General features: G+C 63.3%; 28 protein-coding genes. 16 read left to right on the top strand and 12 right to left on the bottom strand.

All coding sequences use genetic code 11. The annotated features are described in order from the left end of the window. Nucleotides 1-23 precede the first annotated feature (23 nt). Complete coding sequence (locus N6L27_RS12465) at nucleotides 24-368, top strand: hypothetical protein (RefSeq protein WP_442915770.1); 345 nt, start codon at nucleotides 24-26, stop codon at nucleotides 366-368. On the opposite strand, the gene N6L27_RS12460 is transcribed toward N6L27_RS12465, so the two are convergent. The 4 genes from N6L27_RS12460 to N6L27_RS12445 form a co-directional block, all read right to left on the bottom strand. Next, nucleotides 365-1,534, bottom strand: a complete 1,170-nt coding sequence (locus N6L27_RS12460; RefSeq protein ID WP_271907585.1) for a lytic murein transglycosylase — start codon at nucleotides 1,532-1,534, stop codon at nucleotides 365-367. The genes N6L27_RS12465 and N6L27_RS12460 overlap by 4 nt on opposite strands. 46 nt (nucleotides 1,535-1,580) lie before the next feature. Further along, nucleotides 1,581-2,492, bottom strand: a complete 912-nt coding sequence (cbiB, locus tag N6L27_RS12455) for an adenosylcobinamide-phosphate synthase CbiB (RefSeq protein WP_271907583.1) — start codon at nucleotides 2,490-2,492, stop codon at nucleotides 1,581-1,583. Next, nucleotides 2,489-3,451: a threonine-phosphate decarboxylase gene (locus N6L27_RS12450; RefSeq protein WP_271907581.1), complete on the bottom strand. Its 963-nt coding sequence runs from the start codon at nucleotides 3,449-3,451 to the stop codon at nucleotides 2,489-2,491. The genes cbiB and N6L27_RS12450 overlap by 4 nt, the downstream gene beginning before the upstream one ends. Nucleotides 3,452-3,579: 128 nt before the next feature. Then, on the bottom strand, nucleotides 3,580-4,554 hold the full coding sequence (locus tag N6L27_RS12445; RefSeq protein ID WP_271907580.1) for a glutathione S-transferase family protein: 975 nt from the start codon (nucleotides 4,552-4,554) through the stop codon (nucleotides 3,580-3,582). 214 nt (nucleotides 4,555-4,768) lie between these two features. Here N6L27_RS12445 and N6L27_RS12440 point away from each other — a divergent pair, with 214 nt between their 5' ends. Next, on the top strand, nucleotides 4,769-5,137 hold the full coding sequence (locus N6L27_RS12440) for a hypothetical protein (RefSeq protein WP_039147151.1): 369 nt from the start codon (nucleotides 4,769-4,771) through the stop codon (nucleotides 5,135-5,137). A 9-nt stretch (nucleotides 5,138-5,146) separates the two neighbouring features. Here the strand turns inward: N6L27_RS12440 and N6L27_RS12435 are convergent, their stop codons facing one another. Together N6L27_RS12435 and N6L27_RS12430 are read right to left on the bottom strand one after the other, a co-directional pair. Further along, nucleotides 5,147-5,677, bottom strand: coding sequence for a L,D-transpeptidase family protein (locus tag N6L27_RS12435; RefSeq protein ID WP_271907578.1), 531 nt, complete (start codon nucleotides 5,675-5,677; stop codon nucleotides 5,147-5,149). Nucleotides 5,678-5,679: 2 nt separating this feature from the next. After that, complete coding sequence (locus N6L27_RS12430; RefSeq protein ID WP_271907577.1) at nucleotides 5,680-6,852, bottom strand: MalY/PatB family protein; 1,173 nt, start codon at nucleotides 6,850-6,852, stop codon at nucleotides 5,680-5,682. A 99-nt stretch (nucleotides 6,853-6,951) separates the two neighbouring features. Between N6L27_RS12430 and def (N6L27_RS12425) the strand changes: the two genes are divergently transcribed. The 4 genes from def (N6L27_RS12425) (at nucleotide 6,952) to N6L27_RS12410 (ending at nucleotide 9,299) form a co-directional block, all read left to right on the top strand. Continuing rightward, nucleotides 6,952-7,470 (top strand): peptide deformylase, encoded by a 519-nt coding sequence (gene def / locus N6L27_RS12425; protein ID WP_065266824.1) that lies wholly within the window; start codon nucleotides 6,952-6,954, stop codon nucleotides 7,468-7,470. Nucleotides 7,471-7,483: 13 nt separating this feature from the next. Beyond that, a complete protein-coding gene (gene def, locus N6L27_RS12420) occupies nucleotides 7,484-7,981 on the top strand; it encodes a peptide deformylase (protein ID WP_271907575.1) in 498 nt (165 codons plus the stop codon). 163 nt (nucleotides 7,982-8,144) lie between these two features. After that, nucleotides 8,145-9,050 carry a methionyl-tRNA formyltransferase gene (gene fmt, locus N6L27_RS12415; RefSeq protein ID WP_271907574.1) on the top strand — a complete coding sequence of 302 codons (906 nt, stop codon included), beginning with the start codon at nucleotides 8,145-8,147 and terminating at the stop codon, nucleotides 9,048-9,050. Nucleotides 9,051-9,062: 12 nt separating this feature from the next. Next, nucleotides 9,063-9,299, top strand: a complete 237-nt coding sequence (locus N6L27_RS12410) for a GlsB/YeaQ/YmgE family stress response membrane protein (RefSeq protein ID WP_271907573.1) — start codon at nucleotides 9,063-9,065, stop codon at nucleotides 9,297-9,299. A gap of 9 nt (nucleotides 9,300-9,308) precedes the next feature. Here the strand turns inward: N6L27_RS12410 and N6L27_RS12405 are convergent, their stop codons facing one another. From N6L27_RS12405 to ispH, 5 genes are all read right to left on the bottom strand, one after another. Beyond that, a complete protein-coding gene (locus N6L27_RS12405) occupies nucleotides 9,309-9,932 on the bottom strand; it encodes a trimeric intracellular cation channel family protein (RefSeq protein WP_271907571.1) in 624 nt (207 codons plus the stop codon). Between the two features lie 16 nt (nucleotides 9,933-9,948). Continuing rightward, a complete protein-coding gene (gene rnhA / locus N6L27_RS12400; RefSeq protein WP_039186736.1) occupies nucleotides 9,949-10,413 on the bottom strand; it encodes a ribonuclease HI in 465 nt (154 codons plus the stop codon). Then, entirely contained in the window at nucleotides 10,406-11,005 is a 600-nt protein-coding gene (locus tag N6L27_RS12395) for a class I SAM-dependent DNA methyltransferase (protein ID WP_271907570.1), read from the bottom strand. Before N6L27_RS12395 ends, rnhA begins: the two co-directional genes overlap by 8 nt. Before the next feature lie 22 nt (nucleotides 11,006-11,027). Then, the gene (locus N6L27_RS12390; protein ID WP_271907569.1) at nucleotides 11,028-11,642 is read right to left on the bottom strand and encodes a LysE family translocator; all 615 of its coding nucleotides are present in this window, start codon (nucleotides 11,640-11,642) and stop codon (nucleotides 11,028-11,030) included. A gap of 101 nt (nucleotides 11,643-11,743) precedes the next feature. Further along, entirely contained in the window at nucleotides 11,744-12,694 is a 951-nt protein-coding gene (gene ispH, locus N6L27_RS12385) for a 4-hydroxy-3-methylbut-2-enyl diphosphate reductase (RefSeq protein ID WP_271907568.1), read from the bottom strand. 142 nt (nucleotides 12,695-12,836) lie between these two features. Here ispH and N6L27_RS12380 point away from each other — a divergent pair, with 142 nt between their 5' ends. Next, nucleotides 12,837-13,295, top strand: coding sequence for a c-type cytochrome (locus N6L27_RS12380; RefSeq protein ID WP_271907567.1), 459 nt, complete (start codon nucleotides 12,837-12,839; stop codon nucleotides 13,293-13,295). Between the two features lie 65 nt (nucleotides 13,296-13,360). On the opposite strand, the gene N6L27_RS12375 is transcribed toward N6L27_RS12380, so the two are convergent. Further along, nucleotides 13,361-13,930: a LabA-like NYN domain-containing protein gene (locus N6L27_RS12375; protein WP_019296609.1), complete on the bottom strand. Its 570-nt coding sequence runs from the start codon at nucleotides 13,928-13,930 to the stop codon at nucleotides 13,361-13,363. A 137-nt stretch (nucleotides 13,931-14,067) separates the two neighbouring features. Between N6L27_RS12375 and folK the strand changes: the two genes are divergently transcribed. The 9 genes from folK to rnc all read left to right on the top strand — a co-directional run bounded on the left by folK (nucleotide 14,068) and on the right by rnc (nucleotide 21,216). Next, complete coding sequence (folK, locus tag N6L27_RS12370; protein ID WP_271907566.1) at nucleotides 14,068-14,637, top strand: 2-amino-4-hydroxy-6-hydroxymethyldihydropteridine diphosphokinase; 570 nt, start codon at nucleotides 14,068-14,070, stop codon at nucleotides 14,635-14,637. Nucleotides 14,638-14,730: 93 nt separating this feature from the next. Next, on the top strand, nucleotides 14,731-15,084 hold the full coding sequence (gene rpoZ, locus N6L27_RS12365) for a DNA-directed RNA polymerase subunit omega (RefSeq protein WP_039186722.1): 354 nt from the start codon (nucleotides 14,731-14,733) through the stop codon (nucleotides 15,082-15,084). Between the two features lie 36 nt (nucleotides 15,085-15,120). Continuing rightward, the gene (locus N6L27_RS12360; protein WP_271907565.1) at nucleotides 15,121-17,256 is read left to right on the top strand and encodes a RelA/SpoT family protein; all 2,136 of its coding nucleotides are present in this window, start codon (nucleotides 15,121-15,123) and stop codon (nucleotides 17,254-17,256) included. Between the two features lie 43 nt (nucleotides 17,257-17,299). Continuing rightward, entirely contained in the window at nucleotides 17,300-17,941 is a 642-nt protein-coding gene (locus tag N6L27_RS12355; protein ID WP_271907564.1) for a DUF2062 domain-containing protein, read from the top strand. Nucleotides 17,942-18,047: 106 nt separating this feature from the next. Then, nucleotides 18,048-18,800, top strand: a complete 753-nt coding sequence (locus tag N6L27_RS12350) for a pyridoxine 5'-phosphate synthase (protein ID WP_271907562.1) — start codon at nucleotides 18,048-18,050, stop codon at nucleotides 18,798-18,800. After that, nucleotides 18,800-19,219 carry an ABZJ_00895 family protein gene (locus N6L27_RS12345; protein WP_271907560.1) on the top strand — a complete coding sequence of 140 codons (420 nt, stop codon included), beginning with the start codon at nucleotides 18,800-18,802 and terminating at the stop codon, nucleotides 19,217-19,219. The genes N6L27_RS12350 and N6L27_RS12345 overlap by 1 nt, the downstream gene beginning before the upstream one ends. Further along, nucleotides 19,216-19,647, top strand: a complete 432-nt coding sequence (gene acpS, locus N6L27_RS12340) for a holo-ACP synthase (protein WP_271907558.1) — start codon at nucleotides 19,216-19,218, stop codon at nucleotides 19,645-19,647. The genes N6L27_RS12345 and acpS overlap by 4 nt, the downstream gene beginning before the upstream one ends. Before the next feature lie 58 nt (nucleotides 19,648-19,705). Further along, entirely contained in the window at nucleotides 19,706-20,542 is an 837-nt protein-coding gene (lepB, locus tag N6L27_RS12335; protein ID WP_271907557.1) for a signal peptidase I, read from the top strand. Further along, a complete protein-coding gene (gene rnc / locus N6L27_RS12330; RefSeq protein WP_271907556.1) occupies nucleotides 20,539-21,216 on the top strand; it encodes a ribonuclease III in 678 nt (225 codons plus the stop codon). Before lepB ends, rnc begins: the two co-directional genes overlap by 4 nt. Nucleotides 21,217-21,399: the final 183 nt, after the last annotated feature.

Raw genomic sequence — 21,399 nt, 5'->3', positions numbered from 1 at the left:
AGGGTGGGGGCATGAAACGGATCATGCCCCTTTTCCTTTGCCTGCTCGCAGGCAGCGCGGCGGCTGACAGCTGGCAGCTGCGCCCAGGCGACACACCTTTCGCGCAGGCGGAGCTGGAAGCACTGCCGGGCCAGTCCTTCCGCTTTTTTGACGGTGGAGAGTCGCAATACGGCGGTGGCGGGGCCTATGCCTATACCTATTCCGCTGAGAATGGCGGCGGCACCGCCTGGGGCACCTACCGGATCGCCGGCGATGGCAGCATCTGCGTTGACTTCACAAATGGCTTCAGCCGCTGTGATCTGTTTGTCCGCAACGGTAGCCGGATAATTCTTATTACCCGCCAGGGCGAACGATTCCCGGTGCGTTAGAGTTTCTTGAGCAGTGCAGGCGTGGGCCAGGCGTCGGCGGGCAGGCCAAGGCGCTTCTGCTCCTTCTGGACCGCAACCCGGGTGCGGGCGCCAAGAATGCCGTCGATGTCACCCACATTGTGGCCAAGGGCCTGCAGTTTCTGCTGCAGCTGCTTCATCTGAGCGCTTGTCAGCCCGCCATCGGGCCTGCCAGCTTCATAGATGTCCGCGCCCTGCAGCCGGTTGGCGAAATAGGCGGCGGTCAGCACATAGGTAAAGCTCTGGTTCCATTCGAAATAGACGTCGAAGTTCGGATAGGCCAGGAACGCAGGCCCCTTGTGCCCCTGCGGCAGCAGCAGCGAGGCGCGCATCGAAGGCTCAGGCAGCTTGCCGTCCCGGGCGGAGACACCAAGTTTGCGCCACTGCGCCACAGATTTCTTCTGAGCGGTGCCGCTGAGGGAAAAGTCCAGATCTTCGGGGATGGTGACTTCCTGCAGCCACGGCTGACCCGGCTGCCAGCCCAAGTGCGACAGCATCCGCGCGCCGGACATCAGCGCGTCCGGAGCGGAGGTTTTCAGGCTGACCTTGCCGTCGCCATCGGCATCGACACCATGCTGCAGAATGTCACCCGGCAGCATCTGCACCATACCGATCTCGCCTGCCCAGGCGCCGGTGGTGCGCTTGGGGTCGAAGTTGCCCTGTTTGAACAGCTCCAGCGCGGCAAAGACCTGCGGCCGGAACAGCTCCGGGCGGCGGCAGTCATGTGCCAGCGTGACCAGCGCGTCGCGGGTGTTGAAATCGCCCTGATAGCCGCCATAGTCGGTCTCAAACGCCCAGAAGGCCAGCAGCACGCCGCGGTCGATGCCATAGGTGCTTTCGATCCTCTGGAAGGTGGCATCGTGCTTCTGCGCCATCTGGCGGCCGGTTTTGAGCCGGTTCTGCGAAATCAGGCGGCGTGAGAAATCGATGAAGGGTTTCTGGAACACGCCCTGGCCGCGGTCTGCCTTGAGCACGCGGGTGTCCTGACGGGTGCCGGCAAAGAAGGTATTGACCGTGGCGGTATCATAACCGGCCTGAACCGCCTCTTCCTTCATCAGCTTCACGAAATTCTGAAAGCCGCCGCCGCATTGGGCTGTTGCTGCCGCTGGCAGCAGGGTTGCTGCGAGGACAAAGGGCAATAGGCGCATGGTTCTGGCGCTCCTTGGTCTTACCGCTCCCACAGGGTCTTATGTGCTAGAAAACCGCGGCAATGGCAACCGTCAGGGCCATCGCAAGCGCCCAGGTCTGCCAAAGGAGCGCAACGGAACGGGTGATGGTTTCGGCGCTGGCGCTTTTTGCGCCTCTGGCGTGGACCCAGGCGAAATCGCGCATCTCACCGTCGTAGGAGCGGGGGCCGGCCAGCGAGGCGTCCAGCGCCCGTGCCATAGCTGCCTCCGGCCAGCCGGCATTGGGGGAGCGGTGCTTGCGCGCATCCTCTGCGATAGCGCGCCAATGGCGCAACTGGCCGCCGGCGGCGGCGATCAGCAAACCGGTCAGTCGGGCCGGGATCAGGTTCAGCAAATCGTCCAGCCTGGCAGAGGCCCAGCCGAAGTCTTCGTACCGTTTGTTGCGGTAGCCGATCATGCTGTCGGCGGTGTTGACCATCTTGTAGATGATCAGCCCGGGCAGCCCGGCAATCAGGAACCAGAAGGCAGGCGCAATGACGCCGTCCGACAGGTTCTCGGCGCCGCTTTCGATGGCAGAGCGCGCGGCCTGCGGTGCGGTCATGGCTTCTGTGTCGCGGCTGACGATCATGGCAACAGCCCGGCGGCCTTCCTTCAGGCTGCGGCGCAGGCCGTTGGCAACTGCGGCAACATGTTCGGTCAGGGACCGCTGCGCGATCAGGATTGCCGCCACCAGAATTTCGACCAGTGTACCGGGCAGGGCCAGCAGTTTGCCCGCAATGAAGCCAGCCAGAACCAGGGCCGCTGCTGCCAATACGCCTTTGGCGCGGCGGCTGGGGCCGGTGTTGAGCTTTCGGTCAAGGAAGCCTACCAGCCTGCCCATCAGTACCGCCGGGTGGGTCACGCGCGACCACAGCCATTTCGGCTCGCCGAACACGGCGTCCAGCAGCAGGGCAGCGGCAAGCATTCCGGCGGTGGTCAAAGCGCAGCCTCCAGCCGGTCCCAGCCATCCGCAGGCGGCAGGCCAAGGCGCAGGAAGGTTTTGGAATAGGGGAAGATGCGGCTCCAGATATGGGCGCGGGCCAGTTTCCGCTGCCAAGCAGCGGCATCATCCACATTGTAGAGCCGGAACAGATCGGTGCCGCCTGCCAGGCTGGCGCCTCTTGCGAGCACCAGTTCGTCCAGCCGGGCGGCATCCTGTTGCAGCCGGGTACGGGTGGCTTCGGCCCAAGCATGGTCCTGCAAGGCCGCGGCACCGGTGCGCAGGGCCGGGCCGGAGACCGCCCAGGGCCCCTGCCAGCCGGACAGCTGCGCAATCAGCTTGGGATCGCCAATGGCAAAGCCCAGCCGCATCCCGGCGAGGCCCCAGAATTTGCCAAAGCTCTTCAGCACGATAACGCCGGGGCGGGCAGCCATACGGATCAGGCTTTCACCCGGGCAGACGTCGCAAAAGCTCTCGTCGATGATCGTGAGCGGCGCAGAAAGCTCGTCCTCGCGCCACAGGCGGCCATCCGGGTTGTTGGGATGCACCGCTACCTTGGCCTCGGCAGGGCCGTGCACCCTTACAATCCAGCCGCGGGCCTCAAAGGCGGCGGCGTGCTCGTTGTAGGTGGGCTTGGAGATCTGCACCCAGCGCGGCTCGGCCAGCGCGGGCAAGGCGGCAATCAGCGCAGACGCGCCGGGGGCCGCGAGGACAGCGGCCTCTTCCGGGATGTTCCAGAAGCTGCGGGCAGCCTGTTCCAGGTCTGCCACCGCATCCGCATCCGGCAAGGCGCCCCAGTCGCCCGCGCTGAATTGCGGCAGCGGGTAGGGGTGCGGGTTGATGCCGCTAGAGAGGTCGATCCAGCCGCCGCGGCTGCCGCCGAATTCGGCTATGGCAGCGCTGAGGTTGCCGCCATGGTCGCGGGGCTGGTTTGCGGGGTCGTGTGAGAGGTCATGCATCGCGGTCGCCACCGGTGAGAGTTCACACCGGCCACTGCCGGCTGCCATCTGAGGCACTGCGCGTATTAACCTATGCTGCGCGGGGCGTGAACTCCCTATTTACGGCGGGGTAGCCGCAAACGCGTGTGTCATCCGCGCCCATGCGGTTCCTGCCAGTTGATCTCCGGGTTGGCGGGGATGATCCGATGCGGATTGATGGTGTCATGGCTGTAGTAATAGTGGCGCACGATATGCTGCATACCCACGGTTTCAGCCACTCCCGGCCACTGGTAGAGTTCGCGGGTGTAGGCCCAGAGGTTCGGGTAATCCATCAGCCGCTTGCGGTTGCACTTGAAATGGGTGTGATAGACAGGATCGAAACGCACAAGGGTTGTGAACAGCCGCCAGTCGGCCTCGGTGATGCGCTCACCCAGCAGGTAGCGGTGCTGCGACAGCAGGTCCTCCAGCCAGTCCAGGCTTTCGAACAGCGGTTCTACTGCCTCATCATAGGCTTCCTGCGAGGTGGCAAAGCCGCATTTGTAAACGCCGTTGTTGATGGTGCTGTAGACGCGGGCGTTTACGGCTTCAATCGGCTCGCGCAGCTCTTCCGGCCAATAGTCATCGCTGTTGCCGGTGATCCCGTCAAAGGCCGAATTGAACATGCGGATGATCTCGGCGCTTTCGTTGGAGACGATGGTGTTCTGCGCCTTGTCCCACAGCACCGGTACCGTCACCCGGCCGGTGTATTCCGCATTGGCGCGGGTGTAGATCTGATGCATATGCGAGCTGCCGAACAAGCCGTCGCCGGTGGCGCCGTGATCGTCTGTTTCAAAGGTCCAGCCTTCGCCCAGCATGTCGGGGTGCACAACGGAGACAGAGATATGCTCTGCCAGGCCTTTCAGCTGGCGGAAGATCAGCGTGCGATGCGCCCAGGGACAGGCAAGCGAGACGTAAAGGTGGTAGTGCCCGCTTTCGGCCGGGAAGCCGCCCTTGCCCGAGGGGCCGGCGCTGCCGTCGGCGGTGATCCAGTTGCGGAACTGCGATTCGCTGCGCTTGAAGGCGCCGCCGGTGGATTTGGTATCATACCACTGGTCGTGCCATTTCCCGTCGATCAAAAGACCCATCGCGTCTGCTCCTGCTGCTGTGCAGGGCAAACATATGCGGGCAAGGCGCCTGCGCCTATGCAAGCCAGCGCGCAGGCCGTCTGCAACCCTGCACAGGAGCAACAAAATTGCGCGGCCGTCAAATTTTCGAAAATGTTCACTTGATTTTATATATTTGTGACGCACCGTTGAAAGAAGGACCCGTGTAAACCGAAGCATCTGGAAGGCCGCTGCCATGAATACCTACGTACCCAAAGCCGTGCAGGAAGCGCTGGACACCGCCCGCCTGCAGGGGATGCGGCGTAAGAGCCGTTTGCGGGTGATGGCGGATAATGAGCTGTATCCGGTGCTGCGGCTGTGGAAGACCGGTTTTTCGGTTGAAGCGGAAACCGCGCCGATGCTGCGCGGACTGGTAGACATTTACGATGGCGCCCGCCATGTGTCGCAATGCCTGATCGTGGCTGGCGAGGAGGAGGGCGGCGAGATGCGCTATGAATTCAAGCGCTCCACCCCGGCTGCGGACAAGGCGCCGGTGGATTTCTACAAATCACCGGATGCGCCTGCCGGTCTCATCCCCTTTGACCAATCCCAGGGCAAGATCTGAGCCGCGAAGTCAGGGGCGGATTTCCACTTCCGTCCCGATCCCAGCCAGGCGCCAGAGCGTTTCCATCTGTTCATTGCTGACAGCGATGCATCCGGCGGTCCAGTCGCCCGGCAGGGTGACCAGATTGCCCACCGCATTCGGCTGCCCGTGGATGAAGATATCGCCGCCCGGGCTGACCCCCGCGGCCTGCGCGCGGGCGCGGTCCTCAGACTGCGGATAATCTATTCCCAATGACAAGTGATAGGCGCTGTTCGGGTTGCGCCGGTCGATGCGGAAGACACCCTCGGGCGTCTTGCCGTCACCTTCCTGCTGTTTGTCGCCCTCGGGGGTAAAGCCAAGCGCGATAGAGAATTCCAGCACGGTCTCTCCATCCCGGCTGGCGGTCAGGCGGCGGGCGGATTTTTCGATCAGGATACGATCGATCCTATCCACCGCCGCGGATTGCGGCGGCGGCGCGGGACGCGGGGCAAAGGCCTGCCAGGCCATCCAGGCGGCGCCGGTCAGGAGGACCAGCGCCAAGAGGCGCAGCAGGCGCTTCATGCTTATTGCAGGTCCGAGAAGGCTGAGGTCAGGCGGCGGCAGGCTTCCTCCACCCGCGACCGCTGGGTCGCCAGGTTGAAGCGTTCCATGAGTTCGCCGCCGGTGCCGAAGCCGTCACCGGGCGATGTGGCGATTTTGGCGTCTTCGCGCAGGCGCTTGATGAATTCTTCGCGGCTCATGCCGGTGCCGGAGAAATCGACCCAGGCCAGGTAGGTGGAGGCCAGCGGCAGAGACTTCAGGCCGGGCAGCGCGTTCACAGTCTCGTCAAACAGTTTCCGGTTGCCCTCCAGATGCGCGATCTGGGCATCGACCCACTCGGCACCTTCGGGCGAATAGGCGGCGGTGATCATCGCCACGCCAAGGGCGCTGGGGTCATAGTCCAGCGTGTTCTGTTTGTGCCGCATTGCCGCCCGCAGGTCCGGGTCCGGGATGATCATGTTTCCGGTGCGCTGGCCTGCGATGTTAAAGGTCTTGGAGGGCGCGGTCAGGGTCACAGTCCAGGCGCGCGCCTCGGGCGCGGCAACGTCCATCGGCACAAAGGTGCTGCCCGGGTAGACCAGATCGTGGTGGATCTCATCCGAGACCAGGATCAGCCCGTTGCGCTTGGCAAATTCGGCCACCGCGCGCAGTTCCTCCGGCGTCCAGACCCGGCCCGAGGGGTTCTGCGGCGAGCACCATAGCAGCAGCTTCTCCGTCCCGTTCAGGCGCGATTGCGCATCATCCAGGTCCAGATTGTAGGTGTCGCCGTCCCGTGCCAGCGGGCATTCGGTCACCTTGCGGCCTGATTTGTTCACCTTGTGGGCGAACTCGTGATAGACAGGCGAGAAGATCACCACCCCGTCGCCGGGCTCGCTCCAGACGTCGAGGCATAGCGCGATGGCGTTGCCCAGGCCTTGCGATGTCAGGATCCAATCGGTCTCAATCGCCCAGCTGTGCCGGTTCTTCATCCACCACTGCACCGCTTTCAGATACTCGGGGTGCTGCCAGGAATAGCCGAACACGCCATGCTCCGCGGCGTTTTTGACGGCCTCGATCACGCAAGGCGCGGTTTCATAGTCAGAGTCCGCCGTCCACATCGCCAGACCGTCCTCGGGGGAGACGCCGAACAAACGCTCCATCTTGTCCCATTTCGAGCTGTGGGTGCCGCGCCGGTCGGTGGGTTTGTCAAAATTCATGTGGTGAACTCCCGTATGATTGGAAGCGAAGCTAACCGTTGCGGCGGCGCGCGCAAGGGGGGCGTTGCGATGGGGCGGCTGATCGCATACATGAGGCGCATGAAACGACCGATCCTGATCCATCCCGATCCCCGCCTGAAAAAGGTCTGCGCGCCTGTGCCGGACCTGAGCGATGACTTGCGCGTGCTGGCGGATGATATGCTGGAAACCATGTACGCAGCCCCGGGCATCGGCCTGGCGGCGCCGCAAATCGGCATCCTGCAGCGGCTTATCGTGCTCGATTGCGTCAAGGAAGAGGATGGCGAGCCGCGTCCGCTGGTGATGTTCAATCCCCAGATCATTTCCTCCTCGGACGAGACCAATGTCTACGAGGAAGGCTGCCTGTCGATCCCGGATCAATACGCTGAGGTGACCCGCCCCAAGGTGGTGGAGGTCGAATGGATGGACCGCGACGGCAATGCAAGAGCCGAAACCTTTGACGGGCTGTGGGCGACCTGCGTGCAGCATGAGATCGACCACCTGAACGGCAAGCTGTTCATCGATTACCTGAAGCCGCTGAAGCGCCAGATGATCACCCGCAAGATGCAGAAGCTGAAGCGCGAACGCGCCCGCGCCTGAGGGATAGACTGACATGACCGTCCGCACCTGCCTGCCCTGGCCCGACAAGCGCCTGCGCACCAAGGCTGAAGAGGTGACAGAGATCACCGGCGAGATCCGCGAAATCTGGAATGACATGGTCGACACCATGGAGGCGATGCCGGGTGTGGGCCTGGCCGCCAACCAGATCGGCGTGATGCTGCGGCTGGCGGTGGTGGACGGCTCTGCCGAACGCGGCCGCGCGGTGAAGCTGGCGAACCCGGAGATCCTGCATTCCTCGGTCGAACTGCGCGAGCATGACGAGGCCAGCCCGAACCTGCCCGGCGTCTCTGCCAAGATCAAACGCCCGCGCGCCGTCACTGTCCGCTTTATCAACGAGCAGGGCACGGTTGACCGCAAGGATTTCGTCGGCATCGAGGCGACCTCGGTGCAGCACCAGATCGACCACCTGAACGGCAGGATGTATTTCGACCATCTGAGCAAGGTGAAGCGCGACATGCTGATCCGCAAGGCGAAGAAGCTGAACGGCTGAGGCCAGAAACTGAACTCCCGGGCCGCTTGCGGTCCGGTTCGCGCCCGGCCCGCCCCCAGGGCGGGCGCGAAACGCCTACCCCGGAACCGGGCGACAACCTGCGTTGACGCAGGCCGGTCCCTCCGGATGTGCGGCATGGCAGCGGGGCAGGACGGGGACGCAGATGCGCATCATCTTCATGGGAACGCCTGACTTTTCAGTGCCGGTGCTGGACGCGCTGGTGGAGGCCGGGCACGAGATTATCGCCGTCTATTGCCAGCCGCCCCGGCCTGCGGGCCGCGGCAAGAAGGACAGGCCGACACCCGTCCACGCCCGCGCCGCGGCTCTGGGGCTGGAGGTGCGCCATCCGGTCTCGCTGAAGGGCGCGGAGGAGCAAGAGAGCTTTGCCGCTTTGAATGCCGATGTGGCGGTGGTCGTGGCCTATGGGCTGATCCTGCCGCAGGCCATTCTGGATGCGCCCCGGCAGGGCTGCCTCAACATCCACGCGAGCCTTTTGCCGCGCTGGCGCGGCGCGGCGCCGATCCATCGGGCAATCATGGCGGGTGACGCTGAAACCGGCGTCTGCATCATGCAGATGGAGGCGGGGCTCGACACCGGTCCGGTGCTCTTGCGCGAGGCCACTGACATCGGCACGGAAGAAACCACCGCCCAGCTGCATGACAGGTTGTCGGGGGTGGGCGCGGCACTGATCGTTGAAGCCTTGAGCCGCCTGCCGGAGCTGACACCGGAAGTGCAGCCCGATGAGGGCGTCACCTATGCCGAGAAGATCGACAAGGCAGAGGCGCAGGTCGACTGGTCGCGCCCGGCAGCGGAAGTGGACCGCAAGATCCGCGGCTTGTCGCCGTTTCCCGGCGCCTGGTGCGAAGTGGAAGGCCAGCGCATCAAGCTGCTGGCCTCACGGCTGGCGGAGGGGCAGGGCGCGCCCGGCGAGGTGCTGGATGACAGTCTGACCGTTGCCTGCGGGGCCGGTGCGGTGCAGCTGTTGCGCTTGCAACGTGCGGGCAAAAGCGCGCAGGATCCCGATGTATTCCTGCGCGGCTTCCCGGTTCCGAAGGGCAGCCGCCTGTAACCGGAGGGTCTGATGCCCATCATAGCTCTGATCATCATCGGCGCCGCGGCAGGCTTTCTGGCGACCCGGCTGATGAAGTTGGAAACCGATATCATCACCACGGTCTGCATCGGCATGGCCGGGGCGCTGGTGGGCGGCCTGGTGTTGCGCGCGCTGCTGGCGGTGATGGGCTTCATGGCCGGTTTCGTGGGTGCGGTGCTGGGCGCCCTGGTGCTGATCTGGCTCTGGCAGAAATACGTCCAGCGTTAGCAGCCCCGCCTAGCTGCGCGGCGGGCGGCTTTTATAAACCGGCAGGTGCCAGCCGAACAGGATGGAGCCTGCCCGCAGCACCCAGCAGATCCCGGCGCAGGCCAGCAGCGCGAACTTCAGTTCAAACTCCAGCCAGATGGCGGCAACGGCAGTGATGGCGCCCGCCATGGCGCAGGTGATGTAGAGCTCGCCCTGTTTCAGCACCAGCGGCACCTCGTTGCAGACCACGTCGCGCATCAGCCCGCCCATGGTGCCGGTGGCCATGCCCATCAGCACGATGATCACCGGCGGGCTGTCCAGCGAGATCGCAGCGCCGGTGCCGGCAGAGACCGCAACCGCCAATGCAAAACTGTCCAGCCATACGATCCAGCGCAGGCGGCTTTCCAGGAGATGCGCGCTAAAGAAAACCGCCACCGCCGCAAGGGCCGCCAGCAGGATATAATTGGGGTTGCCGATCCAGAACACCGGATTGCGGTCCAGCAGCAGGTCGCGCAGGGTGCCGCCGCCAAGCGCGGTCAGGCAAGCGACAAAGGCAAAACCGACAATGTCCAGCTGCGCCCGGCTGGCGACCAGGGCGCCAGAGAGCGCAAAGACCAGCACTGAGGCATAGTCCAGCAGCGCCAGAAAGGTCATGCGATGTCCTCGCGCATCAGGCGCTTTTCTTCTTCTTGAAGGGGGCCATGCCCGCGCGTGCCAGCTCATCCGCGCGCTCGTTTTCCGGGTGGCCTGCGTGGCCCTTGACCCATTCCCAGGTCACCTTGTGGCGGGCTTGCGCCTCGTCCAGCCGCTGCCACAGCTCAACGTTCTTTACAGGCTTCTTGTTCGACGTCTTCCAGCCGTTTTTCTTCCAGCCGAAGATCCAGCCGGTAACGCCGTTTTTCACATAGGCCGAGTCGGTCACCACGGTGATCGTGGAGGGCCGTGCCAGGCTTTCCAGCGCGTTGATTGCGGCCAGGAGCTCCATCCGGTTGTTGGTGGTCTCCGCTTCGCCGCCGCTCAGTTCTTTTTCTTTGACGATGGTGTCACCGTCCATGGCGCGCAGCAGTACGCCCCAGCCGCCGGGGCCGGGGTTTCCGGAACAGGCGCCGTCGGTATAAGCAAATAATTCAGGCATGAGCGGTCAGGATTACATAGGTTTCGACACCGCCAGCCAGGCCCTGGCCGTTGCCGCGGCGGCTCCGGGTTACGGTGAAGCCCGCGTCTAGAAGCAGATTTTTCAATTCATCCTCGCTGTAGTAGGCATAGAAACGTCCCAGCTTGTCCCGCCCTTCGCCGTTCCCGAGCTTCATGCCAATATGAAAGATGCCGCCGGGGTTCAAGGCACGATGGATGCAGGACAGATGACCGGGGAGATCAGCCCGCGGCGCATGCAGCAAGCTGAAGTTGGCCCAGATGCCATCATATCCGCTTTTGCTCTCCAGCGTTTCGAAGGGCGCAACTTCCACCTCAATTCCAAAATCAGATTTCGCCAGTTCGGCCATCTCAACGGAGGCATCCAGGGCCGAAACCTCAAAGCCCTGCGCCTTGAAGCGTGCCGCCCAATGGCCTGGACCGCAGCCCAGATCCAGAACATGGGCGGCGGTCGGCAATAGAGATGTGAAGGCTTCAAAATCCGGATCGTGAAACCTGTCATCGGACCGCGCAAAACCATCCGCGTATGCCTGCGCTGCCTTGGCATAGACCTCCAGTGTTTGCCGGTCGCTCATCTGCTATCTCCCCGTTCAGCTGTCAGGCGCGCTCCATGGCCAGACGGGCCGCAAGCCCCGCAAAAACGGCAGCAAAGCCGCGGCTCATCCACTTCAGCACCCGTTCGCTGTTCAACAGGTACGTGCGCGCCTGGGCAGCGAACAGCCCGTACAGCACGAAGACGGCAAAGGTCATCGCCATGAACACCAGCCCCAGAACCGACATCTCCAGCGTGGCGCTGGAGGGGTTGCCGCTCAAAAACGGCGGCAGCAGCGCCAGGAAGAACACCGACAGCTTGGGGTTCAGGATGTTGATCAGCGCGCCGCGCCAGACGACTTTCCAGCCGGGCTGGCTGGTGCGTTTTGAAGAGACTGCCAGCACGCCGCCGCTGCGCAGCGCCTGCCATGCGAGGTACAGGAGATAGGCAACGCCCGCCGCCTTGACGATCTGAAACAGCAGGGCAGAGCTGTGCAGGACGGCGGCAAGACCCAGTGTCGCCGCGGCCAGATGCGGGAGGATGCCGAAGGTGCAGCCAACCGCGGCCCAGATCGAGGCGCGCCAGCCTTGGCCAAGGCCTAGCGCCAGCGTGTAGATGACACCCGTGCCGGGGGCGAGGACTACAACAAAGGCGGTGATCAGAAAGTGCAGCGTGATCATGAAAGCGGCTCCAGTAATAATGCCCGGGACTTCATGCGTAACACGGTTCGCCTGAAACGTGTGTAATTTCTGTCACTTGGTTTGCACGCGGGCCTGTGCGCTCACGCAGGCTGCCGCAGCACGCGAGGTACTTTGAACTCCACCGTTTCAACAGCCGTTTCCACCACTTCGACAGTGACTTCGTACCGCTCCCGGAAAGCGTCAATCACCTCGTTGACCAGCAGTTCGGGGGCAGAGGCGCCGGCGGTAATGGCAACCGAACGGATACCTTCCAGCGCGCGCCAGTCGATGTTGCCGGCGCGCTGCACCAGCTGGGCATACGCGCAGCCGTTCTTGGCCCCGACTTCGACCAGGCGGCGGGAATTGGAGGAGTTTGGCGCGCCGACCACCAAGAGCGCGTCCGCCTTGGGCGCCACCGACTTTACCGCCTCCTGACGGTTGGTGGTGGCATAGCAGATGTCTTCCTTGTGCGGGCCGATGATGTTGGGAAAGCGCTCTACCAGCGCTGCAACGATGCCCTTGGTGTCATCCACCGACAGGGTGGTCTGAGTGACATAGGCCAGCCGGTCCGGATCACGCACATCAACTGTTGCCACATCTGCGGCAGTCTCAACCAGCAGTACCTCGCCCTCAGGCAGCTGGCCCATGGTGCCGATGGTCTCCGGATGGCCCTTGTGGCCGATCATGATCATCTGCAGCCCGGCCTCCGCGTGGCGCTGGGCCTCGATATGCACCTTGGAAACCAGCGGGCAGGTGGCGTCCACATAGATCATCTCGCGGGCCTCAGCTGCGGCAGGCACCGATTTCGGCACCCCGTGGGCAGAGAAGATCACCGGCCGGTCGTCGGGGCATTCGTCCAGCTCCTCGACAAACACCGCGCCTTTCTCACGCAAGCTGTCGACCACGAATTTGTTGTGCACGATCTCATGGCGCACATAGACCGGGGCGCCCCATTTGGTGATCGCCATTTCAACAATTTTGATGGCGCGGTCGACACCGGCGCAAAAGCCGCGCGGCGCGGCGAGGTAGAGGGTCAGGGCTGGCTTGGTCATGGGCGTCTCCTTGCGCGCCAGAGGTAAGCGCTTCGGGCGGCAAGGTCCAGTGCCGCGGAGACCTCACACAGATGTGACTGGTCCTTCCAGCGCCGGAAGGCGGCAAAGGAAAAGGCCGGTTGGCATCAGAAGCGAGGACAGAATGAAACGGGTGATTGCCGCCGTTGCCGCAGGGCTGGCGGGCGCGGGATATCTTTGGCTGACGGGCGCGGATACCCGGACAGCCGGTATCCTGCCCTATCAGGATCCGCAGGCAGTTGCCGCCGGGCAGCGGATCTATCAGGATCATTGCGCCAGCTGCCACGGCGCAGACCTGCGGGGCGAGCCGGACTGGCAGACGCGGGACAGCGAGGGCTACATGCCGGCGCCGCCGCAAGACGCAAGCGGCCATACCTGGCACCATCCCGACGCGCAACTGCTGGAAATCACCCGGCATGGCATGGAGCAGCTTGTCGGGAACGGCTACCGCAGCCGGATGCAGGGCTACGCCGGGGTATTGAGCGAACAGGAGATGCTGGAGGTTCTCGCCTTCATCAAAAGCCGCTGGCCTGCGGATATCATTGCCCGCCACAACCAGATCAACAATCAGGACGCCGAGTAGCCGGGGCCGGAACAGGCGCCACCCCATCTGGCGCCTGTTCCGGTGTGTTTTCCGGCGGTTCCGGCTCAGCCGTGTGCGGCTGTCGCGGAACGCGGTTCGCTCTGCTCGCGCGGCGGGCGGCCGATCACGTCGCGCAGCTCTTCCAGCTCGATGAAATTGTCGGCCTGGCGGCGCAGGTCGTCAGAGATCATCGGCGGCTGGCTGCGGATGGTCGAGACCACCGAAACCCGCACGCCCTGGCGCTGCAGGCTGGCAATCAGCGGGCGGAAGTCTCCATCACCCGAGAACAGCACGATATGGTCGACACGCGGCGCCAGCTCCATGGCATCGACAGTCAATTCGATGTCCATGTTTCCTTTGACTTTACGGCGGCCCATGCTGTCGGTGTATTCCTTGGCCGGTTTGGTGACCATGGTGAAACCGTTGTAGTGCAGCCAGTCGACAAGCGGCCGGATCGGCGAATACTCGTCATTTTCCAGCAGGGCGGTGTAATAAAAGGCCCGCAGAAGCTTGCCGCGGCGCATGAATTCCTGCCGCAGGAGCTTGTAGTCGATATCAAACCCGAGCGCCTTGGCAGCGGCGTACAGGTTTGAACCGTCTATGAACAGCGCGAGCCGTTCGTCCTTGTAAAACATCAAAATTTTCCTTCCGGTATAACCGTCTCGGCCGGGGGTTCCGTGAGTGTGATTTTGAAATCGGCGAAACGGGTAGACTTAATGTAAGTTATTTGTCATTTGCCGCAAGTATACTGTCCGTTTGAATAGGGTCAAAGATGGCCGAAAACCGTAAAACGGCGCTGATTGCGTTGGGCGGCAACCTGCCCGCTGACGCTGATGCGCCTCAGATCACCCTGGCAAAGGCCATCCGTGCGCTGCAGTCGCAGGAGGTTTCCCTGCGCAGCGTCTCCCGGTTCTTTCAGACACCCTGTTTCCCGGCAGGTGCCGGGCCGGACTATGTGAATGCGGCGGTGGCGGTGGACACCACGCTGTCCGCCGGCGGTCTTCTGGAGCGGCTTCATCAGGTGGAGGCGCAATTTGCCCGGGTGCGGGAACAGCGCTGGGGGATGCGGACGCTGGATCTGGATCTGGTGGACTTTGACGGCGCGGTGCTGCCGGACGCGGCGGGATATGCCCGCTGGCAGGGACTGCCCTTGGAGAGCCAGATGCAGGAGGCGCCGGGTCAGCTGATCCTGCCGCATCCGCGCATTCAGGACCGCGCCTTTGTGCTGGTGCCGCTGGCCGACATCGCGCCCCGCTGGCGCCACCCGGTCCTGCAGAAAACAGTGTCTGAAATGCTGGCGGAGCTGCCGGATCAGGACGTGGCTGAGGTAACCCCGCTCTGAGCCGCGCAATGCGGTGTTTTCCGCCCTTGTCAAGAGAAAGATATGGGCGTAGATGTCTGCCTTCTGGACCAGGAATGATATGGAGAGTCGCTGATGGCCCGCGTGACGGTTGAAGATTGCGTCGATAAAGTGCCCAACCGCTTTGAGCTGGTGATGCTGGCTGCGCACCGTGCCCGCGAAATCTCGGCGGGTGCCCCGATCACTGTCGAGCGCGACAACGACAAGAACCCGGTTGTGTCCCTGCGTGAAATCGCTGACGAGACCCAAAGCGCCGACGAACTGCGCGAGCGCCTGATCGAAAGCAACCAGACCCAGATCGAAGTTGATGAGCCGGAAGAGGATTCCATGGCTCTGCTGATGGGTGCGGACAACGACAAGCCGGCTGACGACGACATGTCGGAAGAGAAACTGCTGCGTGCGCTGATGGAGGCCCAGGGCCAGGGCTGAGGCGCGCGTCTGACTATTTGAGGCTGCGGACCGGACATGATTTCCCCTGACGACCTGATTGCTCTGGTCCGCAACTACAATCCCAAGACAAATGCGGACAGGATCGCGGACGCCTTTGCGTTTGGCGAGCAGATGCATGAAGGGCAGTTCCGCCATTCAGGCGAGCCCTATTTCACGCATCCGGTGGCGGTGGCCGCCATTCTGACCGAACAGCGGCTGGATGATGCGACCATCATCACCGCGCTGCTGCACGACACCATCGAAGACACCAAGGCCAACTACGAGGAAGTCTCCCGCCGTTTCGGCGAAGAGGTGGCGATGCTGGTCGATGGCGTCACCAAGCTGACCAACCTGCAGCTCTCCAGCCGGGAGACCAAACAGGCGGAGAACTTCCGCAAGCTGTTCATGGCGATGTCCAAGGACCTGCGGGTGATCCTGGTCAAGCTCGCCGACCGCCTGCACAACATGCGTACCATCAAGGCGATGCGCCCGGAAAAGCAGGCCCAGAAGGCGCGCGAGACGATGGATATCTACGCGCCGCTGGCGGGCCGCATGGGTATGCAATGGATGCGCGAGGAGCTGGAGGATCTGGCTTTCCGCGTGCTGAATCCGGAAGGCCGCCAGTCGATCATCCGCCGTTTTGTGACCCTGCAGCGCGAAACCGGCGACGTGATCCACCGGATCACCGGCGACATGCGGCTGGAACTGGAAAAGGCCGGGATTGAGGCGGAGGTTTTTGGCCGCGCCAAGAAACCCTATTCGATCTGGCGCAAGATGCAGGCCAAGGATCAGGGCTTTTCGCGGCTGTCTGACATTTACGGCTTCCGGGTTATCACCCTGTCGGAAGAGGACGCCTACCGCGCGCTGGGCGCCATCCACCAGCGCTGGCGGGCGGTGCCGGGCCGGTTCAAGGATTACATCAGCCAGCCGAAATCGAACGGTTACCGTTCCATCCACACCACGGTGTCGGGCCGCGACGGCAAACGGGTGGAGGTGCAGATCCGCACCCGCCAGATGCACGATGTTGCCGAAACGGGCGTGGCGGCGCATTGGTCCTACCGGGACGGGGTGCGCACCGAGAACCCCTTTGCCGTTGACCCGGCAAAATGGATCGCCTCACTGACAGAGCAGTTCGACGCAGAGGATGACCACGACGAATTCCTCGAGGCCGTTAAGCTCGAGATGTATTCGGACCAGGTGTTCTGCTTTACGCCCAAGGGGGACGTGATCAAGTTGCCCAAGGGCGCGACACCAATTGATTTCGCCTACGCCATCCACACCCGTATCGGCGGCTCCTGTGTTGGTGCCAAGGTTGACGGCATCCGCGTGCCCTTGTGGACACGTTTGCGCAACGGCCAGTCGGTCGATGTGATCACCGCCGAAGGGCAAACCCCGCAGGTCAGCTGGCTGGAAATCGCCACCACCGGTAAGGCGCGCACCGCCATCCGCCGGAGCTTGCGCGAAGCGGACCGGGCGCGGTTCGTCAAGCTGGGCCATGAGCTGGCGCGCTCAGCGTTTGAGCACGTTGGCAAGAAGGCCACCGACAAGGCGCTGGAAACCGCGGCCCGCGCCTTGCGCGCCAGCGGCGTGGACGAGTTGCTGGCGCGGCTGGGCGCAGCGGAGATTACTGCCCATGACGTGGTGCAGTCGGTCTATCCGGAGCTGACCTCCACCGGCGACGGCGACGAGATCTCCCCGCGCCGTGCGGTGATCGGCCTGGAACCGGGCCAAAGCTTTGAGCGCGCGGCCTGCTGCCAGCCGCTTCCGGGCGAGCGCATCATCGGCATCACCTACCGCGGCCGCGGGGTGGTGGTGCATGCTGCCGATTGCGACAAGCTGGGCGAGTTCGAGGACCAGCCGGAACGCTGGATGGACGTGCAGTGGCACAGCGGTACCCACCCGGCTGCCTATGGCACCACGCTGGAGCTGACCATTGGCAATGACGCCGGCGTGCTGGGGCGTATTTGCACATTGATCGGTGAGAAAAAGGCCAATATTTCGGACCTGGAATTTGTAGACAGGAAACCAGACTTTTACCGGCTCATGATCAATGTGGAGCTGCGGGATGTGGAGCAGCTGCACTCGCTGATGCTGACGCTTGAGGCGGAAAGCGATGTTGCCGCGGTGGCGCGGTTCCGGGAAAAGCCGGAAGAGCGCCATTTTCCGGGGTAAGCCGCTGAAACTCTGAGCCGGGAACTGGGAAGGACGCACAGCTTTGGTATTCAGGCGCCGGGACAGACGTCCGCCCCTCCGGGCGCTGGCGGATTTCCTCTGGCCGCGCGGCGGCTGGGGCAGGGCGTTCTTGTATGTAAAGCACCGTGTCCGGCGCCTGCCCGATTCGCCTGAGCGCATCGCCCGCGGCATCTGGGCGGGGGTGTTCACGACCTTCACACCCTTCTACGGGCTGCATTTCTTTGTTGCCGCATTCATTGCACGGCTGATGAACGGCAATATCCTGGCGTCGCTCAGCGCCACCTTCTTCGGCAACCCGCTGACCTATGTGCCAATCGGGGTCGCCTCACTGCAGACCGGGCACTGGCTGTTGGGGACCGAGTTCGACCAGGAAGTCGACAAATCCCTGGTGGGTAAGTTTCTGGCCGCAGGCGGCGATTTGAAGGACAACCTGATCGCCTTGTTCATGGACCGACCCGCCGACTGGCAGGGCCTGCACTTGTTCTACAACGAGGTGTTCTATCCCTACATGATTGGCGGCGTCATCCCGGGTGTTGTTGCTGCCACGGTCTGCTACTTGCTCAGCCTGCCGGTGATCAGGGTTTACCAGCAGCGCCGCCGGGCCAAGATCAAGGCCAAGTTTGAGGCGATCAAGAAACGCGCCGAGGTCGACACCGGCACGTGAACGGGGCCGCCGGATTGTACCAATATCGCCTGCAGGGTTGCTCTTGCCGGCTGTCCGTCTAGTCTCGGGGCCAAGGCTTTGACTTCAGACGGATGAGTAACCTCTCATGACAGATCATCAGCTGCGCCTGGGCGTGAACATCGACCATGTGGCCACCGTGCGCAACGCCCGCGGCGGTGCCTATCCGGACCCGGTCCGCGCCGCCAAACTGGCCGAGGAAGCGGGCGCTGACGGGATCACAGCGCACCTGCGCGAGGACCGCCGCCATATCACGGACACGGACATCGATGCGCTGATGGAGGCGCTGACAGTGCCGTTGAATTTCGAGATGGCGGCGACGGATGAAATGCAGAAGATCGCCCTGCGCCACAAGCCGCACGCGGTCTGCATCGTCCCGGAGAAGCGTGAGGAGCGCACCACCGAAGGCGGGCTGGAAGTGGCGCGCGAGGAAAATCGCCTTGCACATTTCATCGCTCCGTTGCGGGATGCCGGCTGCCGTGTGTCGATCTTCATCGCCGCTGACCGGAAACAGATCGACGCCGCCCACCGCATTGGCGCCGAAGTGATCGAACTGCACACCGGCGCCTATTGCGACTATCACGCCGAAGGCCGGTTCGGGGACCGCGACCGCGAACTGGAGGCATTGCGGGACATGTCCGCCTATGCCCACTCGCTGGGGCTGGAGGTGCACGCGGGCCACGGTCTTACCTATGACTGCGTGCAGCCGGTTGCTGCTTTCCCGGAGGTGCGCGAGCTGAATATCGGCCACTTCCTGATTGGCGAGGCAATCTTCCGCGGCCTGACCCCTGCAGTTCAGGAAATGCGCCGTCTGATGGATGCCGCACGGGAGCAGGGATGATGCAGGTCAATCTGATCCGTTACGGGCTTTGGTGGATGGGCGCCTCTGTTGCGATGCTTCTGGCCGGGTTTTTGCTGGCGCAGTTCGGCATCGGAATGCCAGCCGGGCTGGCGACGGTGCTGCCGCCGATGGCAGCGTCGGTTGTCGAAGGCATGCGCATTGCCCAGACTACCCGCGCACCGCTGCCAGGCAGGGATGCTTGGGCTTGTGCGGCGGCAATGACCGGGGTGGTGGCGGTGCTGACCATCATCCAGTTGCCGCTTTACTGGAACAGCCCGATGGTGGCAGAGGCACGGCAGACAATTCCCTTCGTCTACCTTGCCGGGATCTTCCTGCTCCTGCTGGCAGTCATCCTGATGGTCAACCGGCTGTTCCTTGGCCATGGCATCAAATTGGGCCTGAAGCGGCTGGAAGAATGATCCTGGGTATCGGAACCGACCTTGCCAATATTGAGCGTATCCAACGTACGCTGGACCGCTTTGGCGACCGGTTCCGCAACCGGGTGTTTACGGAAACAGAGCAGCGGAAGGCGGAGCGCCGCCGCGACGTGGCAGGCACCTATGCCAAGCGCTGGGCCGCCAAGGAAGCCTGCTCCAAGGCGCTGGGGACCGGCCTGCGCATGGGAATCGCCTGGAAGGATATGGCGGTCACTAATCTGCGCACCGGACAGCCGGTGATGCATGTGACCGGCTGGGCCGCCGAACGTCTGGAGCAGATGACCCCGTCCGGCCATGAGGCCGTGATTCACGTGACTTTGACCGATGATCACCCCTGGGCGCAGGCCTTTGTGCTGATCGAGGCACGCCCAATCCCCGCGCACCCTGCGGAATCGCCCGCCGGAACTTGACTTGCCCCCCTCAGGCCCGCATGTAGCCCCGGACCCTGTTTCCAAACCGGAGAGCCTGATGACGGCCAAAGCAAAGACCAGCAGTTCGATCATCGAGACGATCAAGACCATTGTCTACGCACTGCTGATCGCCGGTGTTTTCCGCACCCTGTTCTTTCAGCCTTTCTGGATTCCGTCGGGATCGATGAAGGAAACCCTGCTGATCGGGGATTTCCTGTTCGTGAACAAGATGGCCTATGGCTATTCCTACGCCTCCTGCCCCAGCATCCGCATGCCCGCGATCGGAGTGAACATTGATGCCAAAAACATCTGCGGCTTCCTGGACGGCGACAACACCCGCCTGATCGGCGGCGAGCCGGAGCGCGGCGACGTGGTGGTGTTCCGCCATCCTGTCAATGGCAACGACTTCATCAAGCGTCTGATCGGCCTGCCGGGTGACAAGATTCAGATGAAGAACGGTGTGCTTTTCATCAACGGTGAAGCAGTCAAGCTGCAGGACGCAGGCGATTTTGAGGAAGTGATGGAGCGCCAGGGCCCGCAAGGCTCGATGCCGCGCTGCGAGAACGCGCCGGTCGGCCAGGGCGCCATCTGCAAAAAGTCGCGCCAGATCGAAACCCTGCCCGGCGGCAATGAGCATACCGTGCTCAACATCACCAACCAGGGCGTTGACCACACCAGTGTCTACCAGGTGCCCGAAGGCCATTACTTCTTTATGGGCGACAACCGCGACAACTCCTCGGACAGCCGGCTGCCGCAGTCTGCGGGCGGGGTTGGATTCGTGCCGTATGAAAACCTGATCGGCCGTGCCGACCGGATCATGTTCTCCTCCGCCGGGCGCTCGATGCTCTACTTCTGGACCTGGCGCAGCGACCGCTTCTTCAAGGGGATCCAGTGAAACTGTCCAAGGAACTGCGCGCGTTTGAAGACCGGATCGGACACAAGTTCGCCCGCCCCGACCTGCTGCAGCGCGCTGTGACCCATGCGTCGGTGTCTTCCTCGACCCGCAAAGACAACCAGCGGCTGGAGTTTCTGGGCGACCGGGTGCTGGGGCTTGTGATGGCCACCGCGCTTTTGGAGCACGACAAGACCGCAACCGAGGGCCAGCTGGCGCCGCGCTTCAACGCGCTGGTGCGCAAGGAAGCCTGCGCCGACGTCGCCAAGGAAATCGACCTCGGCGCGGTGCTGAAACTGGGCCGCTCCGAGATGATGTCCGGCGGCCGCCGCAAGCAGGCGCTCTTGGGCGACGCGATGGAGGCGGTGATTGCCGCGGTCTACAAGGACGCGGGCTTTGATGCCGCGGCGGAGGTGATCCTGCGCCTTTGGGGCAGCCGCATTCATCACGTTGAAACCGACGCGCGCGATGCCAAAACCTCGCTGCAGGAATGGGCGCAGGCCCGCGGCCAGAAGGTTCCCACCTATGTGGAGGTTTCGCGCAGCGGCCCCGACCACGCGCCGGTCTTCACCATCGCTGCCCGTCTGCAGGACGGCACCGAAGCGCAGGCCACCGCAGGCTCCAAGCGGCAGGCTGAACAGGCCGCTGCCAAGGCCCTGCTGGAACAGCTCGGCTGATCCATCGGACCACTCGGATGCAGCCGGCCAGTCCGGTTCTTTTGTACCATTCACATTGCAATGGAAGGCCCAGTCGCCGGGGTTGTCGGAAACCAGGTCTCATCCGCCTGACGCAACGGCAATTTGCCCGGCACGAGCAACGGCAGCCGCCGTAAACAGGATGCGGCTGCAGAATGCCCATCC

The organism is Leisingera sp. SS27 (assembly GCF_028368855.1).
Lineage (GTDB): Bacteria > Pseudomonadota > Alphaproteobacteria > Rhodobacterales > Rhodobacteraceae > Leisingera.
Note: the sequence above shows the minus strand (reverse complement) of the source record. Positions and strands in the feature narration are given on the sequence as shown.

Bases quoted from the DNA above. Each gene is read 5' to 3' on its own strand.
- N6L27_RS12350 (WP_271907562.1), top strand. From the start codon at position 18,048: ATGACAGATCATCAGCTGCGCCTGGGCGTGAACATCGACCATGTGGCC.
- folK (WP_271907566.1), top strand. From the start codon at position 14,068: ATGGCCGAAAACCGTAAAACGGCGCTGATTGCGTTGGGCGGCAACCTG.
- def (WP_271907575.1), top strand. From the start codon at position 7,484: ATGACCGTCCGCACCTGCCTGCCCTGGCCCGACAAGCGCCTGCGCACC.
- N6L27_RS12360 (WP_271907565.1), top strand. From the start codon at position 15,121: ATGATTTCCCCTGACGACCTGATTGCTCTGGTCCGCAACTACAATCCC.
- N6L27_RS12405 (WP_271907571.1), bottom strand. From the start codon at position 9,932: ATGACCTTTCTGGCGCTGCTGGACTATGCCTCAGTGCTGGTCTTTGCG.
- lepB (WP_271907557.1), top strand. From the start codon at position 19,706: ATGACGGCCAAAGCAAAGACCAGCAGTTCGATCATCGAGACGATCAAG.
- N6L27_RS12390 (WP_271907569.1), bottom strand. From the start codon at position 11,642: ATGATCACGCTGCACTTTCTGATCACCGCCTTTGTTGTAGTCCTCGCC.
- def (WP_065266824.1), top strand. From the start codon at position 6,952: ATGAAACGACCGATCCTGATCCATCCCGATCCCCGCCTGAAAAAGGTC.
- rnhA (WP_039186736.1), bottom strand. From the start codon at position 10,413: ATGCCTGAATTATTTGCTTATACCGACGGCGCCTGTTCCGGAAACCCC.
- acpS (WP_271907558.1), top strand. From the start codon at position 19,216: ATGATCCTGGGTATCGGAACCGACCTTGCCAATATTGAGCGTATCCAA.
- N6L27_RS12430 (WP_271907577.1), bottom strand. From the start codon at position 6,852: ATGAATTTTGACAAACCCACCGACCGGCGCGGCACCCACAGCTCGAAA.
- N6L27_RS12440 (WP_039147151.1), top strand. From the start codon at position 4,769: ATGAATACCTACGTACCCAAAGCCGTGCAGGAAGCGCTGGACACCGCC.
- ispH (WP_271907568.1), bottom strand. From the start codon at position 12,694: ATGACCAAGCCAGCCCTGACCCTCTACCTCGCCGCGCCGCGCGGCTTT.
- N6L27_RS12460 (WP_271907585.1), bottom strand. From the start codon at position 1,534: ATGCGCCTATTGCCCTTTGTCCTCGCAGCAACCCTGCTGCCAGCGGCA.
- N6L27_RS12450 (WP_271907581.1), bottom strand. From the start codon at position 3,451: ATGCATGACCTCTCACACGACCCCGCAAACCAGCCCCGCGACCATGGC.
- N6L27_RS12445 (WP_271907580.1), bottom strand. From the start codon at position 4,554: ATGGGTCTTTTGATCGACGGGAAATGGCACGACCAGTGGTATGATACC.
- N6L27_RS12465 (WP_442915770.1), top strand. From the start codon at position 24: ATGCCCCTTTTCCTTTGCCTGCTCGCAGGCAGCGCGGCGGCTGACAGC.
- N6L27_RS12380 (WP_271907567.1), top strand. From the start codon at position 12,837: ATGAAACGGGTGATTGCCGCCGTTGCCGCAGGGCTGGCGGGCGCGGGA.
- N6L27_RS12435 (WP_271907578.1), bottom strand. From the start codon at position 5,677: ATGAAGCGCCTGCTGCGCCTCTTGGCGCTGGTCCTCCTGACCGGCGCC.
- N6L27_RS12410 (WP_271907573.1), top strand. From the start codon at position 9,063: ATGCCCATCATAGCTCTGATCATCATCGGCGCCGCGGCAGGCTTTCTG.
- N6L27_RS12345 (WP_271907560.1), top strand. From the start codon at position 18,800: ATGCAGGTCAATCTGATCCGTTACGGGCTTTGGTGGATGGGCGCCTCT.
- N6L27_RS12395 (WP_271907570.1), bottom strand. From the start codon at position 11,005: ATGAGCGACCGGCAAACACTGGAGGTCTATGCCAAGGCAGCGCAGGCA.
- N6L27_RS12375 (WP_019296609.1), bottom strand. From the start codon at position 13,930: ATGTTTTACAAGGACGAACGGCTCGCGCTGTTCATAGACGGTTCAAAC.
- fmt (WP_271907574.1), top strand. From the start codon at position 8,145: ATGCGCATCATCTTCATGGGAACGCCTGACTTTTCAGTGCCGGTGCTG.
- rpoZ (WP_039186722.1), top strand. From the start codon at position 14,731: ATGGCCCGCGTGACGGTTGAAGATTGCGTCGATAAAGTGCCCAACCGC.